12 protein-coding genes are annotated in these 13,955 nt (G+C 60.2%); 1 reads left to right on the top strand and 11 read right to left on the bottom strand.

The genetic code is table 11. From position 1 onward, the window contains the following. Positions 1 to 207 precede the first annotated feature (207 nt). A complete protein-coding gene (locus DW151_RS09785; RefSeq protein ID WP_118335636.1) occupies positions 208 to 1,185 on the top strand; it encodes an L-lactate dehydrogenase in 978 nt (325 codons plus the stop codon). Between the two features lie 378 nt (positions 1,186 to 1,563). On the opposite strand, the gene DW151_RS09780 is transcribed toward DW151_RS09785, so the two are convergent. The 11 genes from DW151_RS09780 to DW151_RS09730 all read right to left on the bottom strand — a co-directional run bounded on the left by DW151_RS09780 (position 1,564) and on the right by DW151_RS09730 (position 13,787). Further along, entirely contained in the window at positions 1,564 to 2,532 is a 969-nt protein-coding gene (locus DW151_RS09780) for an SIS domain-containing protein (RefSeq protein WP_117634380.1), read from the bottom strand. A gap of 144 nt (positions 2,533 to 2,676) precedes the next feature. Continuing rightward, complete coding sequence (locus tag DW151_RS09775; protein ID WP_117634382.1) at positions 2,677 to 3,432, bottom strand: GntR family transcriptional regulator; 756 nt, start codon at positions 3,430 to 3,432, stop codon at positions 2,677 to 2,679. Between the two features lie 2 nt (positions 3,433 to 3,434). Continuing rightward, the gene (locus DW151_RS09770; protein WP_118335635.1) at positions 3,435 to 5,417 is read right to left on the bottom strand and encodes an ATP-dependent DNA helicase RecQ; all 1,983 of its coding nucleotides are present in this window, start codon (positions 5,415 to 5,417) and stop codon (positions 3,435 to 3,437) included. Positions 5,418 to 5,763: 346 nt separating this feature from the next. Beyond that, positions 5,764 to 6,483 carry a GntR family transcriptional regulator gene (locus DW151_RS09765; protein WP_117736865.1) on the bottom strand — a complete coding sequence of 240 codons (720 nt, stop codon included), beginning with the start codon at positions 6,481 to 6,483 and terminating at the stop codon, positions 5,764 to 5,766. 104 nt (positions 6,484 to 6,587) lie between these two features. Then, positions 6,588 to 7,595: a YitT family protein gene (locus DW151_RS09760; protein WP_118335633.1), complete on the bottom strand. Its 1,008-nt coding sequence runs from the start codon at positions 7,593 to 7,595 to the stop codon at positions 6,588 to 6,590. Positions 7,596 to 7,948: 353 nt separating this feature from the next. Further along, positions 7,949 to 8,578: an HAD family phosphatase gene (locus tag DW151_RS09755; RefSeq protein ID WP_158571694.1), complete on the bottom strand. Its 630-nt coding sequence runs from the start codon at positions 8,576 to 8,578 to the stop codon at positions 7,949 to 7,951. 158 nt (positions 8,579 to 8,736) lie between these two features. Next, positions 8,737 to 9,720 (bottom strand): SIS domain-containing protein, encoded by a 984-nt coding sequence (locus tag DW151_RS09750; protein ID WP_233503150.1) that lies wholly within the window; start codon positions 9,718 to 9,720, stop codon positions 8,737 to 8,739. Between the two features lie 199 nt (positions 9,721 to 9,919). Next, on the bottom strand, positions 9,920 to 10,753 hold the full coding sequence (locus DW151_RS09745) for a PTS system mannose/fructose/sorbose family transporter subunit IID (RefSeq protein ID WP_118335629.1): 834 nt from the start codon (positions 10,751 to 10,753) through the stop codon (positions 9,920 to 9,922). Between the two features lie 13 nt (positions 10,754 to 10,766). Next, positions 10,767 to 11,561, bottom strand: a complete 795-nt coding sequence (locus DW151_RS09740; RefSeq protein WP_117634395.1) for a PTS sugar transporter subunit IIC — start codon at positions 11,559 to 11,561, stop codon at positions 10,767 to 10,769. A gap of 36 nt (positions 11,562 to 11,597) precedes the next feature. Then, positions 11,598 to 12,521: a PTS mannose/fructose/sorbose transporter subunit IIAB gene (locus tag DW151_RS09735; RefSeq protein WP_118335627.1), complete on the bottom strand. Its 924-nt coding sequence runs from the start codon at positions 12,519 to 12,521 to the stop codon at positions 11,598 to 11,600. Between the two features lie 183 nt (positions 12,522 to 12,704). Then, complete coding sequence (locus DW151_RS09730; RefSeq protein ID WP_158571693.1) at positions 12,705 to 13,787, bottom strand: DMT family transporter; 1,083 nt, start codon at positions 13,785 to 13,787, stop codon at positions 12,705 to 12,707. Positions 13,788 to 13,955: the final 168 nt, after the last annotated feature.

Below are 13,955 nucleotides of genomic sequence, written 5' to 3'. Positions count from 1 at the left end.
CTATTTGCTCAATGTGTTCGGCTGAGATCGGAAATCAACCATGCCTTTATTTCTACCTTTCGACCATACGGGCACTGTTCGCCCTAAAACGCCGCAAAAGTAGAAATTAAGGCATGTCCCAAAAATCTACGGCACTTTAGCTTAGCAAAGTGACGCCAGGACGCTACAATGGTCCGACGCGAAAAACTCGGCCGAAAGGATACGTATATGTACCAGACGCGTAAGATCGGTGTGGTCGGCCAGGGCCATGTAGGAGCACATGTCGCTAACAGCCTGCTTATGCAGGGCATTGCCGACGAGCTGTACCTGTGCGATATCAACGAGGCCAAGGTGACGTCCGAGGTCCAGGACCTGCGCGACTCCCTTTCGTTTGTCCCGTACAACACCAAGATCGTCAACTGCTACGACCACTACGAGGAGCTGGCCTGCTGCGACGTCATCGTCAACGCCGCCGGCAAGGTTGCGCTGGCCGCCGGCAGCCGCGACGGCGAGCTGTTCTTTACCACCGACGCCGCGCGCACCTTTGCCAAGCGCATCGTCGACGCCGGCTTCGACGGCATCTTTGTCTCCATCTCCAACCCCTGCGACGTCATGTGCACCGAGCTGTGGCACCTGACCGGCTACGATCCCAAGAAGATCATCGGCTCGGGCTGCGGCCTGGACTCCGCCCGCCTGCGCACCGAGATCTCCAAGAAGGTCGGCGTGAGCCCCAAGTCCATCGACGCCTACATGATCGGCGAGCACGGCTTTAGCCAGCTTGCCGCCTTTAAGGCCGCAACCATCGCCGGCAAAAACCTCAACGAGCTTCAGGCCGAGAACCCCGACAAGTACTCCTTTGACCACATGGAGGTCGAGGAGCTCGCGCGTAAGGGCGGCTATGTGACCTACCAGGGCAAGCAGTGCACCGAATACGCCGTCGCCAACTCCGCCGCGCGCGTCTGCGCCGCCGTGCTGCACAACGAGCACGCCGTGCTTTCCGCTTCCACGCTCATGACCGGCCAGTATGGCGAGGAGGGTATCTTTACCTCCCTGCCGTGCGTGATCGGTGCCGAGGGCGTCGAGGAGGTCTACACGCTCGACCTGTCCGAGTACGAGCTCGAGGGCTTCCACAAGAGCTGCCAGCACATCCGAGACAACATCGCCCAGCTCGACTGGTGGGACACCGAGGCCTACGACGCAAAGTAGGCCGCTGGCTGCCGCAACCTTGCGAATCTAAGCGCGATACTAAGCGGGCCGCGCCGGAAATCCCCGGCGCGGCCCGCTTTTTTGACTCACGCAGCGCCCTTGCGAATCGAAGGTGAATACTTTTCCGCGAAGTGAACGAGCAAAAACGAGCCCCCGAAGCATCGACACTTTTCAGACGCCGTTTCCTGCGGTTTCGCCGAGTTTTTCCTGCAGTTTTGGCGTCAAAAAGTGTGGATGCTTCGGGGGTCCAAAATAGGTCGTTCACTTCGCGGAAAAGTATTCACCTTCGTTTTCGCGCAGACACGAATCCGGCCGCCACAACGCAAAACGGGGCCCGCGCGCAGCGCAGACCCCGTCAAAAAAGATAATTCCCGTTACCTAGTACTGCTCGATGCCCATGTAGCGACGAACCTCGGGGCTGTGGTCGAACACCTTGCCGCGGGCGGCGCGCAGCTCGCAGCTCATGTTGTAGAAGAAGATCGGCTCCAGGTACGAACGCACGCTGGCAGGCACGTCGCCCACGCCGTACTCGAGTGCGTCGAGCACCATGACCGTATCGGTGTGCGTGTTGAGGAACGCCAGCGCGCGCTCCTCCATGGGGCGGCACTCGCCCGATCCGAGCTGCACAAAGTAGAACACGCCGGGCTCGGTGGCTTCGAACGGGCCGTGGAAGTACTCGCCGGAGTGGATGTAGCAGCAGTGCTGCCACTGCATCTCCATGAGCGAGCAGATGGCCATGGCGTAGGTCTGGCTAAAGTTGGGGCCGGATCCCAGGATGTAGAAGAACTCGTGCTGCTGGCAGAGCTCGGCAAAGCGATCGCCCAGCTCGGCGTTGACCTTCTCGCGGGCGGCGGGCAGCAGCGCGTCCATCTGCTTAAGGCCGGCATACATGTCGGCGAGCGCCTCGTAGCCCTCCTGCTGGTCGAGCAGCTCGGCAGCCATTAGCACGCCAATGCCCTGCGGGACCTCGGCCTGCGACTCGCCCTTGCCCCACGGATAGACCCAGGTGGTCCACTTGCCGTTGTCGATCTTGGAGCCCGCGTAGTCGGTCATAGTCACGACCTCGGCGCCGGCGGCGAGCGCCATCTCGCAGGCATCGACAACCTCCTGCGTATTGCCGCTGTGGCTGCAGGCGACGACGAGCGACTTCGGCCCCAGGCTCTTGGGCGCCATCAGGCAAAACTCCCGTGCCGTGTAGACCGTCGAGGCAAACGTGGTGGCCTCGCGCTTGAGCAGCTCGTTAGCCGGCATCAGGTCGATCATCGAACCGCCGCAGGCGATCCAAAAGACGTTCTCGATCTTACCCTTGCGCTCGATAATTTCCTGAATCAGATCGTGTGCGTTCACGGTGACGCTCCTCCTTGTGTGGCGGCTTTGAGCGACGGCAGCTCGTACCTGCGGTCGTTCTATGTTGTCCTATTTATAACACGTGTAATAACGCCCGTGAAGTCATCCCGGCAAATTTGTTCTATGTTGTTCTATCTGTGGACGTTAGATGTCGAACACGTAGCGCGAGCCCACGATCTTTTGACGACCGAGCAGTAGAGGGCGTCCGCCGGCGTCGGTAAAGTAGGCCTCCATATAGAAGAGCGGCTCGCCGACCGGCACCTCCAGCAGCGGGGCCGCGTGGGCATCCGCCAGCGCAATCTCCACGGTGCAGGGGTCGGACTTGAGCGGCGCGCGACCCGAATGCTCGGCAACGAGCGAGAAGATCGAGTTGTCGGCGAGGTCCTTATCGGCAAGCGTCTGCAGGTAGGGATGGTCGGCGAGCACAAAGGCGTTGTTCTCGAGCATGACGGGCACGCCGTCTGCCGTGCGCACGCGCTCGACCACAATGAGCTCGCAGCCGGGTTCCACGCCAAAAAACGCCGCGTCCTCGTGCGTCGCCGCAACCACCGTGCGCGACACCAAGCGCGCTCCGGCCACCATGTCGTTGGCGGCGCAACCCTCGGAAAAGCTCTGGACGTCGCCTTTCTGGACAATCTTGCGCTTGAGCTTGGGGGCGCACACGAAGGTGCCCCTCCCCTGCTGGCGGTTGAGGTACCCCGCGCGCGACAGCTCCTCGATGGCGCGGCGCACGGTAATGCGCCCCACGCCGTAGGACTTCGCGAGCTCTATCTCGGAAGGAATGCGCGAGCCGGGCGCGTACACGCCGCGTGCGATCTCGCCCTTCAGGTCGTCCATGACCTGCTGGTACAGCGGCACGGCGGACACGTCAGTGCGGTCAGTTTTATCGTCGAAAGCCATCGTTACGCTCCATCCCGTGCATGCTCGGACTCAAACTCTTCAATCGCCGCCATAAACTGCTCGCCAAAGGCGTCGGCCTTTTTCTCGCCAATGCCGTTGACCTGGACAAGCTCGTCGCGCGTCTGCGGGCGTAGACGGCACAGACCGCGCAGGGCCTTGTCGGAAAAGACCATATACGGCGCCATCTCGAGCTCGGTCGAGATTTCCTTGCGCAGGGCGCGCAGGCGCTCGAACAGCTCGGCATCGTCGCCCACGCGCGGGCGCTGATCCAGCTCGGCCTCCTCGCGCAGCAGATCCACCGCACGGCGGGCGCGGGCCGAGGCCTTGCGCTTGGACGCGCGACGCTTAACGGTAAAGGCGAACGCCTCGTTCTCGACCTCGCCGGCACGCGGGCCCAGCCCCACGACCGGGTACTGCCCCTGCGAGGTGGCCAAATAACCGCGGCCGCACAGCTGGCCGATGATATCCTTGATGCGCCCGACCGATTCGCTCGACAGCTCACCGTAGCCGCGGTCCTCGTCCAGATGCATCTGGCGAATGCGCTCGGTGTTGCCGCCGTGGAGCACATCGGCGACCAGCGATTTGCCAAAGCGCATGGGACGCGTGGCCACATAGCGCACGGCGGCGCGGGCCATATCGGTGACGTCCTCGACCTCGAACTTCGTGAGGCAGTTGCTGCAGTTGCCGCAGCCCTCGGCGTCGTCCGTGGCGGTGCTGCCCGCACCAGCCGCGGCAGCATGCTCGGCCGCGGCCTCGTCGCCAAAGTAGCGCAGCATGTATTCGCGCAGGCAGCCGGTGGTATTGCAGTAGCCCTCCATCTGGCTGAGCAGGCGATATCGATTCTGGAGCGCCCACGCGCGCTGCTCGTCGTCGAGCGCCTCATCGGCAGCATCGCCGCGGTCGATCAAAAAGCGACGCATGCGAAAATCGTTACCGTTCCACAGCAGATGGCAGCTGGCCGGGTCGCCATCGCGGCCGGCTCGACCCGCCTCTTGGTAGTATGCCTCGATGCTCTCGGGCACGTTGTTGTGAATCACGTAGCGCACGTTGGGCTTGTCGATGCCCATGCCAAAGGCGTTGGTGGCAACCATCACCTGAAGATCGTCGTCAATAAAGGCACGCTGGCTTTGGCGGCGGGCGTCATTGCCCATGCCGGCATGGTAGCGGCCAACGCGAATGCCGCTGGGGCCCAGCGCCTCGGCAAGCTCGCCTGCCAGCGCATCGACCGTCTTGCGGGTCGAGCAATACACGATGCCGCTCTCGCCCGAATGCGCAATCACATAGTCGCGCACCCACGCTGCCTTGGCCTTGTCGCCCATCTCCTCGCAGCCAAAGTAGAGGTTCTTGCGATCGAAGCCCGTCACCACCGTCGCGGGATTTTGCAGGCCGAGCATCTGCTGAATGTCCGCGCGCACACGCTCAGTCGCCGTAGCGGTAAAGGCCGCCACGATGGGGCGCTGCGGCAGGGAATCGATGAACTCACGAATCTGCAGGTAGGCGGGACGGAAATCCTGGCCCCATTGGCTCACGCAGTGGGCCTCGTCAATGGCCACGAGCGGCACGCCAATGCCGCCGTCCGCCGCGGCCTCCTGCGCAAAGGCCAAAAAGCGTGGCTCGAGCAGGCGCTCGGGCGCCACGTACATAAGCTGGTAGCGGCCCTCGCGCGCCCGCTTGAGCACGGTGTTTTGCTGGGCCGGAGTAAGGCTGGAGTTGAGATAACTGGGGCGCGCACCCGCCGCGAGCAGCGCGCGGGTCTGGTCCTCCATAAGCGACAGCAACGGACTCACCACAAAGGTGATGCCGGGAAGCATGAGCGCGGGCACCTGGTAGCAAATGGACTTGCCGGCGCCCGTGGGCATAACGCCCAGCGCGTCGCAGCCGGCAAGGATCGCATCGACCATACGGTCCTGCCCCGGGCGAAACGAGGTGTAGCCAAAATAGGCGCCGAGCGTGTCGAGCGCCGTCTGCTGCATGCTATCGGTCATGGTTTCCTAACGTCCAAGTCATCTGCCGCCGATTATACGCCGCCACGCGGACCGGTGCCGCACGGCTGCCGGCCACGACATGGGTAGTCATTGGGGACGTTCTTAAACGACTAGTCAAACAAGAATATCCCTAACGACTACTCATTTAAGTCTGTCCCCAATGAGTGCAATGACTACTCCGCCGCAGGTAGAGGACGGACAGCGAGCGACGTCCAGGGCGAACAAGTTGGCATGAAAAAGGCAAGGCATAGACCTTCTGGTCATGCCTCGCCTTTTGAATGACAAATTGTCGCCCTGGGCGGCGCGCAGCGTCGGCCCGTTACGCGGTTTGGTAAAACCGCGTAACTTACATCACCATGACGTAACGGCTACCCACGTAGTACTGCTTACCCATCAGGACCGGCTCGCCATTGGGGCCGATAAAGCCGGCACGCAGATTGAGCAGTGGATCGTGCGGAGCAATGCCCAACTCGGCCGCTTGCTCGGCGTTAGCGCGAACGGCCTCGACCGTACGGTAGCCAACCGAGACAATCGGCGTTCCGCCAACACGCTCGACCTCGGCAAAAATCGACTTGTCCTCAAGATCGGCCGTCAACAGCTCACGGTATGTATCAAACGGCACAAAGATGTTTTCCTCAAAGATGGGCTCGCCGTCGGCCGTACGCACGCGCTTAATGTGCAGTAGCAGCGCGTCCTTCTGCAGGCCAAAGAACTCCATCTCGTTTTGACGTGCCGGCACAATCTGGCGATCGACCACGTGTGCACCCGCCTTCATGTCATTGTCGGCACACAGCGCGGTAAACGTCTGCAGCGTCGAGGCGTGGAACTGGCGGTTGATGTGCGGCGTGGAGACAAAGGTGCCGCGGCCCTGCTGCTTAACCAGGTAGCCATCGGAGCACAGCTCCTCAACGGCGCGACGCACCGTAATGCGGCTTACCTCGTACTGCTCGGCAAGCTCAAGCTCGGACGGGATACGCTCCTTGGGTGCATAAACACCTTTCTCGATCGCATCCTTGATTTCGTCGTAAATCTGCTGGTAAAGTGGTGCATTTTTGGGTGCGGGCATATCTGATCACTCTTATCAAAATAGCGAAATAACTAATACGTATATAACGTCTTTTTATATGTTATCTCAGTTTGATAAAACGATACACCACATACAGCAAATCCTTACTTGCCGTCGTCCTGCTGCAGACTGTCCTGCTCGCTGAGGCGCGCCTGCCTGCTGGCCATGCGCGCGGGCTTGTCGGGATCGGGTACGGCCGTGGGCATGGGCTCGTCGACATGACCGCCCCACCAGCCGCCCACAAAGTTAAGCGTGTGGAACACATTGATCACGGCGCCGGGATCAATGTCGCACACCAACTTGATGATGTCCTGGCTCTCGTAGGTCGAGACAACGGTGTGCAGCAGGTACATCTTTTCGCGGCTGTATCCGCCAACGACCTCGGCGCAGCTGATGCCGTGCTGAAAATGGTCGATATAGGCGGTCATGACCTCGTCGGCCTTGCGCGTCGTGATCTGCAGCGTTACGCGGTCATAGCGGCGGTAGAAGCTGTCGATGGTCTTGGTCGAAATAAACTGGAACACGATGGAGTACGCCGCGTTGTCCCAGCCAAACATAAAGCCAAAGATCGCCAGGATAAAGCAGTTAAAACCAAAGATGACGCCCCAGATGGTCTTGCCCGTGTGGTTGGAGACCCACAACGCGATAAAGTCGGTACCGCCGGTGGATGCGCCGGACTTAAGCGCGATGGCGGCGCCCAGGCCCGAGACCACGCCGCCAAAGATGATGAGCATGATCTTGTCGCCCAAAAACGGCGCAAAGTGAAAGATGTTAAGGAACAGCGACGAGAGCGCAACCTGCATCATCGAGAAGATGACGAAGCGCTTGCTAATGCCGCTCCAGCATAGGAGCGCCACAGGAATGTTGAGCGCGAGCATACCGAGCGAGATGTCGATATGAACGCCACCCAGCGAGGTAACGCGATCGAGCAGGACCGCGACGCCGGTAAGACCGCTCGGAAGCAGGTCGGCGGGTTGAATGAACGCCTGGATCAGGAATGTCTGGAGAACGGCAGAAATGGTGACCGCCACGGCGGTGATGGCACGGCGGACGATGGTAAGGCGGCCGAGCACGAGCACGCGGTCCGTGAGCTGATCGATAGCGTTCGCCACGTAGGCTCCTTTCGAAGGCAGATGTAGTTGTGGGGCGTGGCCGCGATTGTAGCATGGAGCGCGAAAGGGCGCTTCAATTCACCCGCTCTCGACAACCAAAACGAGCCAGCATCTCCCCAACCAAAGAGCCCAAATTCCAAGTGAGTAGACTATTCGCGACCTGTCGAGCACACCCAAAACAGCCACCTCTGTGACCTGCAGTTTTACTAAGGCAGATTCGCTTTGTGCTCTGCCTGAGCCGAAAAGTCTACTCACTTAGTCTGAGTCGGAGCCAAACGGATCAAATCGAAGCCAAAATGAGCCGATCTGTCGCAAAAGACGCGTGAATCGGTACTTCTCGTAGCGAATTGACGCTATAAAGCGGTCAGAATGTCGGCGAGGCTATCGATGATGGCATCAGCGGCGGACTGATCCAGGTTGACGCCCTCGTGCGGGCGCAGCGCCAGGACGCGGGCGCCGGAGCGCTTGCCGGCCTCGATACCCAAAGGCGAGTCCTCGATAACCAGGCACTCGGCAGGCTCCATACCCAGCGCCTCCATGGCACGCAGGTAGATCTCGGGGTCGGGCTTAAACGCACTGCACTCGTGACCGCTGATGGTGTAGTCCAGCACGTCGGCGATACCGGCAATCTCAACCAGCTCGTCAATGAGCTCACGATAGGACGAGCTTGCGATGGCGCACTTCACGCCGCGCTTGTGCAGCTCGCGCATTACCGGCTCCGTCTGCTCGTTGAGCAGCTCGGCATACGGAACGGGATGGTCTGGACTGTAGACCTGCTTGTACTCCACGCGCAGGCGCTCGCGCAGCTCAACATCGTCGGGCACCAGCGCCTCCCAAATGGCGGGCTCGTTAGACCCCGAAAGATCGGGAATCTCATCAAAGTGGAACCCCTTCTCTTCCATAAACGCCACGCGGCGACGGTTGTAGAACCACTCGGTATCGACCAGCACGCCGTCCATATCAAACAGCACTGCCTTGATCATACGCATCTCCTCCCACCTGCCAAAAAGGGACAGGTTTATTTTGGTAGGTTTTATCTGGTGTTTTGCGACGCGACAGACACGCCCTCCCCAAAGCAAAAAAGGGGACGGGGCAAACCCCATCCCCTCTCAATCAACCCGTAAGGTCTACTTACTTGTGATTAGTAGGAAAGCTTCCACATGTAGCGACGCATGGTCAGCGGGTGCTGACGGGCCTCGGCGATCTGGTTGCCGTACTCGCGCATAACGGCGAGGTGCAGCAGCGGGTTGAAGTAGGTGACGACGCTCGCCGGCACGGCGTCAGCCAGGCCGTAGTCCTTGGAGTCGATCAGAGCGACCTTGGCGCCCATGCGCTTAAGGAAGGTGAGGGCGCGAGCGTCCATCGGACGGGTAGCACCGTCGGACATGAAGAAGACGTAGGGCTTACCCTCGGTGGAAACCTCGAACGGGCCGTGGAAGTACTCGCCGGTGTTGTAGGCGGCGGCGTCGATCCACTGCATCTCGGTGAACAGGAAGGCGGCGTGAGAATAAGCCATCTTCTCGGAGGCACCGGAGGCCATGAAGTAGATCATCTTGTCGTCCTTGAAGTCTTGGGCGAACTGCTTGGCGAGGCCCTTGGCGGACTGAGCGGCGTTCTCGCAGAGCTCGAAGACGTTGGTGAGGCCGGTGATCATGTCCTCGTAGTGGTCATAGCCCTCGGTCTGCTGAAGGATCTCGAGAGCAAGAGCGATGGCGTAGCCAGGCTTCTCGCACTTGGCAGCGTAGTTGGCGTGGAAGCCGTGGACGATGACGTGGTCGGCGTCGACGGTCAGAGCGGAGCCAGCCTTGTTGGTGAGGGAGACGACCGGGCAGTTGTGCTTCTTGGCGGTCTTGTTGGCCTCGACGGTCTCGGGCGTGGAGCCACCGAGGGAGCAGGTGATCACGAAGGTGTGCTCGTTGACCCAGGAAGGCGTGTCGTAGTTGAACTCGTTAGCGGTGAAGATCTGAACGTTCAGCTTGTCCGTGTTGTTGGCCAGGAAGTACTTGGCGGGGTAAAGGTCGGACATGGAAGCACCGCAGCCGACGAAAGCGACGCTGTGAATCTCGTGGTTGGACAGGACGTCAGCGACGATCTGCTTAGGGAGGTTAAGGTCGATCTCGTACATCTGACACATTCCTTTCGATTTTTTGCGGCGCCACATTGCCGGGCGCTCGCAGGGTTACCGTGGTTTGGACCGAGTCGCCGGCCCGTTGAGGATGTGTCAAAGGAACTGTCCCTTTGACACATCTAGGGATGGAAGCCTGCCTGGGGTATGGGATGCCAGGCAGGCCCCCGGGGGAAAGCGGTTAGGCGCTTGGTCGCGACTAGGCCAGGATGCCGGCCGCGGAGAGGGCGATGCCGCCCACGATGGCGATCACGAGAAGCCAACCGGTGTTGACGTTCTTCTTGATGAGCCAGTACATAAGGCCAGTGAGGCCAAGGGAGATCATCTGGGGCATCATACCGTCCAGGATGTCCTGGATAACGACGGTGCCCTCAGCGAACTGCAGCGGGGTGGTGGCGCCGATCAGCGTAGCGATCATGCCGCCCACGGACATAAGACCTACGATGCCGCAGACATACATGAGCTTTTCCATGAGGTCGCCGCCCTGAAGCTTGCTCAGGTACTCGTGGCCGCCCTGATAGCCCATCTTGGCTGCGAACCAAGTGACCAGCACAGAGGGGACGATGGAGATGAGCATGGCCAGGATCGGGCCCATGATGGAGCCCTGCTGAGCCAGCTGAACGCCCAGGCCAAAGGCGATAACGCGGATGGTGCCCTGGAAGAGGGAGTCACCGATGCCGGAAAGCGGACCCATGAGGGAGGTCTTGACCGCGTTGATCGAATCGGGATCGAAGTTCTCGGGATCCTTGGCGTACTCCTCCTCCATGGAGGCGGCGAGACCTAGGACAAAAGCGCTCGTCTGCGGGGTGCAGTTGTAGAACGCCATGTGACGGTGGTAAGCCTCTTTCTTAGCAGCGAGCTGCTTGGGGTCGGACTCGTCCGGATAGAGGCGGTCGAGCGTAGGAACCATGCCGTAGAGGAAGCCCATGTTCATCTGACGCTCGTAGTTCCAAGAGGCCTGGATGGCCCAGGAGCGCCAGAAGAACTGGCTGACCTTCTTGTTCAGGGACACGTCCTTGGTTGCGGTTGCCATAGTGTGTTCCTCCTTAGTCTTCGTCGTCTTCGAGCGGATCGTAGTCGGAATCGACACCGGCGGTTGCATGGGAGCCATTGAACTTGAAGCCCATGAAGACGATAGCCAGGCACACACCGATCAGAGCGACCGCGATGACGGACAGGTTGAGGTAGGCGGCGAGCAGGAAACCGATGAACAGGAACGGGGTCATACCCTTCTTGATCATCATGGTGAGCAGCAGAGCCAGACCGTAGGCGGTCATGATCTTGGTCGAAACGTTCAGACCAACGGACAGCCACTCGGGAACCATGTTGACGATGGCCTGAACCAGGTCGGTGCCAACAAAGACGGCCAGGAAGATCGGCAGGAAGTACATGATGGCGTACAGACCGGAGCCGGCGCAGATGTGCATACGGTAGGCGGTCTTGAAGTTACCGTTATCGATCGCGCTATCGGCCACATGGGTGAGGGCGGCGATGATGGAACGGAACACGATGCCGAGGAGCTGACCCAGGACGGCGACCGGGATGGCGATCGTCATGGCGGTCTCAGCAGAAGCATCGGTCAGGCACGCGAAGGCAGCTGCCACGATGCCGCCCAGGACCATATCGGGCGGAACGGCGGCGCCGACCTGCACCAGGCCCATGGACACGAGCTCGACGGCGGCACCGACGGCAAGGCCGGTGGGCACATCGCCCAGCAGCAGACCGACGAGCGTAGCGCCAACGAGGGGCTGCTCGAAGTTAAGACGACCGAGCAGGCGGGAGTCCCACATGCAGAACACGCCGACGAGGCCGACGAGCACCGCACTGATGAACGTATTCATACCCTTCTCCTTTCAGTCAGGCAAAAGCCTGGTTGATCACAGCTTGGCGTCGATGTCGACGCTCTGATACGTAGGGGTCTGCTGGACGTAGAGCTTGATGCCCATGTCGAGCAGCTGGTTGACGTCGGCCTTCTGGGTGGCGTCGAGGAAGACGGAGCTGTCCTTGCCGCCGATCTGATCGGCACCGTCGTGGTTGGCGGTGGCGCCCAGGTTGATGGCGTCGAGCTTGTAGCCCTGGCAGAACTGCAGCATCTCGGCCGTGTTGCCAAAGACGAACATGACGCGCTCGCCGAGGGTGTTGAGCTTGTCCATCTTGGCGAGGGCACGCTCGACGGTAAAGACGTTCAGGCGCACGCCCTGGGGCTTGGCAAGCTTGAGAGCGCCCTTCTTGATGTCATCGTTGGCGGCAGCGTTGTCGACGACGATGATGCGCTCGGCCTGGACCTTGGTGGTCCAGGTAAAGACGACCTGGCCGTGCAGCAGACGGTAGTCAAGACGCGCGAGGACAATCTTGGCGGGACCGGAGCTGTGACGGGACGCCTTGGCCTTCTTGGCGGGAGCCGCGGCGACCTCGACCGGTGCGTTGGGGTTGGTCAGACCGGTGCGGGCCTCGTTGATGAGGGCCGCGAGCTCGGCGCCCTTGACGGGGACGGGGCTCATAGCGAGCGTGAGCGCCAGCGGGATGTTGAAACCGCTGACAACCGTGAACTTCGTGCCGTTCTTGGAAAGCTCGACCATGCTGTTGTTGACCGAGCTGCCGAGCATATCGGTCAGCACATAGACGGTGTCGTCCGCGTTGAACGTGGCGATCATGGCGTCCACCTTATTGGTGATGGGCTCCTTGTCGTCACGAGCAAGCGACACGACGTGGACGTTCGACACGTCGCCGAGAACCATCTCGAGCGTGTCTTTGGCGCCTGCGGCCAGGCCGCCATGAGATGCGAGAATGATCTGATTCATCTTGCCTCCTCCTTTTCGTTATGGTCATTATAACGTCTTATACGTTGCTTATATTGCTAATTAGTATAAAGACCGTTCGCGGGTGAAAATCGACCGTTGACGGGTTTAACGTACTTGAAACGTTGGGGCTGGGTAGGCCGGCGCTGGCTGGATAATCCCAGGTCGGACGCCGTGCGCAATCCCTTATCGCACGAAGTACCAGGGGCTTTCCTGCACGGTGGGCTCCAGCGCGATGCCGGTGCGTTCCTTAAACAGATCCATGTCCTGCGATTTCTCCGTCCACCACGCGTTGGGCTTAAAGGTCATGCTCTCAACGACATGGCCGACAAACACACTGTTGCGCAGCTTGGAAAAGTCGGTGTTCATAATCACGATGGACGCGAGCACCAAAACGATGCCCAGAACTTTGATCGCGCCGGCGGGCTCGGCGTAGACACCAATGCCCAGCAGTACGGTGACGACTGTCTCGAATGACATTACGACGGGAACTTTCGACGTCTCGAGCCCCATGGACAGACCCTGCATATATAAGATGTAAGCCACGGCTGTGGGGATGAGTCCAAAGCCAAGGAACAGCAGCAGCAGCTGTGGCGACATTGCCGCGGCGACATCCGGCCACGGAGCCGCGATAGCTGCCATAACCGCACCGCCAAAAACAAAGCCCCAAAACGTGACAGCCAGCGGGTGGACCGTCTTGGTTGCTATCCGGCTAAACACCGCGAGCGACGCACCACAAAGGCCTGCAATCACGCCCGACGTGACGCCCCAAACCGAAAAATGAAAACCGGAAAGGTCGCCATTGGTCACCGCAAGCACACAGCCAACGATGTTAAAGACAATGGCAACGAGCTTGTTGAGGGTCACGTCCTCGCGATAAAGGACGCGGCCGAGCGCGACGCCAAACACCGGCGACGTGTAGAGCAGCACCGATGCCGTGGACATGCCCACCTCGCGCATGCACTCGTAATAGCAGGTGTTGGCGGCAGCCAAACCGACGATACCGACAAGCGCGCAGGAAACAAGCTCTTTAGGGCTTGCCTTGAACAGGGTCAGCGGACCCTGAACCACGGTAGACCCCTCACCCGGACGGCAGCCCATAAACATCAGGACCGGCGCCAAGATAAGCGCTCCGACCAACAAGCGAAAGGCAGCCATGCTCTGGGACGAAACGCCCATGGCCGAGATGCCGTTTACAAAGATTCCGATGCTGCCCCACATAAGCGCGGCGATCAGCACCAGCACATAGCCCAGATTGCTCCTCTTCAACGCAGCCTCCTCAGTATTATTTCCAATATGTTTCATGCTACGTTATAGTCGTTATATACATTTTTCAAGGCACAAATCGGCGAACGGGAAATCTCTCGACACAAGGAGTGTCCCCAACTGCCGGCACAGACGATATGAGCAGGACATAAAAACATTGAGAGCCCCTGC

The sequence above is a fragment of the Collinsella sp. AM13-34 genome (assembly GCF_003473055.1).
In the GTDB taxonomy this organism is placed as follows: domain Bacteria; phylum Actinomycetota; class Coriobacteriia; order Coriobacteriales; family Coriobacteriaceae; genus Collinsella.
This window is presented reverse-complemented; position numbering and strand designations above follow the sequence as displayed.

Bases quoted from the DNA above. Each gene is read 5' to 3' on its own strand.
- DW151_RS09785 (WP_118335636.1), top strand. From the start codon at position 208: ATGTACCAGACGCGTAAGATCGGTGTGGTCGGCCAGGGCCATGTAGGA.
- DW151_RS09775 (WP_117634382.1), bottom strand. From the start codon at position 3,432: ATGGCTTTCGACGATAAAACTGACCGCACTGACGTGTCCGCCGTGCCG.
- DW151_RS09770 (WP_118335635.1), bottom strand. From the start codon at position 5,417: ATGACCGATAGCATGCAGCAGACGGCGCTCGACACGCTCGGCGCCTAT.
- DW151_RS09765 (WP_117736865.1), bottom strand. From the start codon at position 6,483: ATGCCCGCACCCAAAAATGCACCACTTTACCAGCAGATTTACGACGAA.
- DW151_RS09755 (WP_158571694.1), bottom strand. From the start codon at position 8,578: ATGATCAAGGCAGTGCTGTTTGATATGGACGGCGTGCTGGTCGATACC.
- DW151_RS09750 (WP_233503150.1), bottom strand. From the start codon at position 9,720: ATGTACGAGATCGACCTTAACCTCCCTAAGCAGATCGTCGCTGACGTC.
- DW151_RS09745 (WP_118335629.1), bottom strand. From the start codon at position 10,753: ATGGCAACCGCAACCAAGGACGTGTCCCTGAACAAGAAGGTCAGCCAG.
- DW151_RS09740 (WP_117634395.1), bottom strand. From the start codon at position 11,561: ATGAATACGTTCATCAGTGCGGTGCTCGTCGGCCTCGTCGGCGTGTTC.
- DW151_RS09735 (WP_118335627.1), bottom strand. From the start codon at position 12,521: ATGAATCAGATCATTCTCGCATCTCATGGCGGCCTGGCCGCAGGCGCC.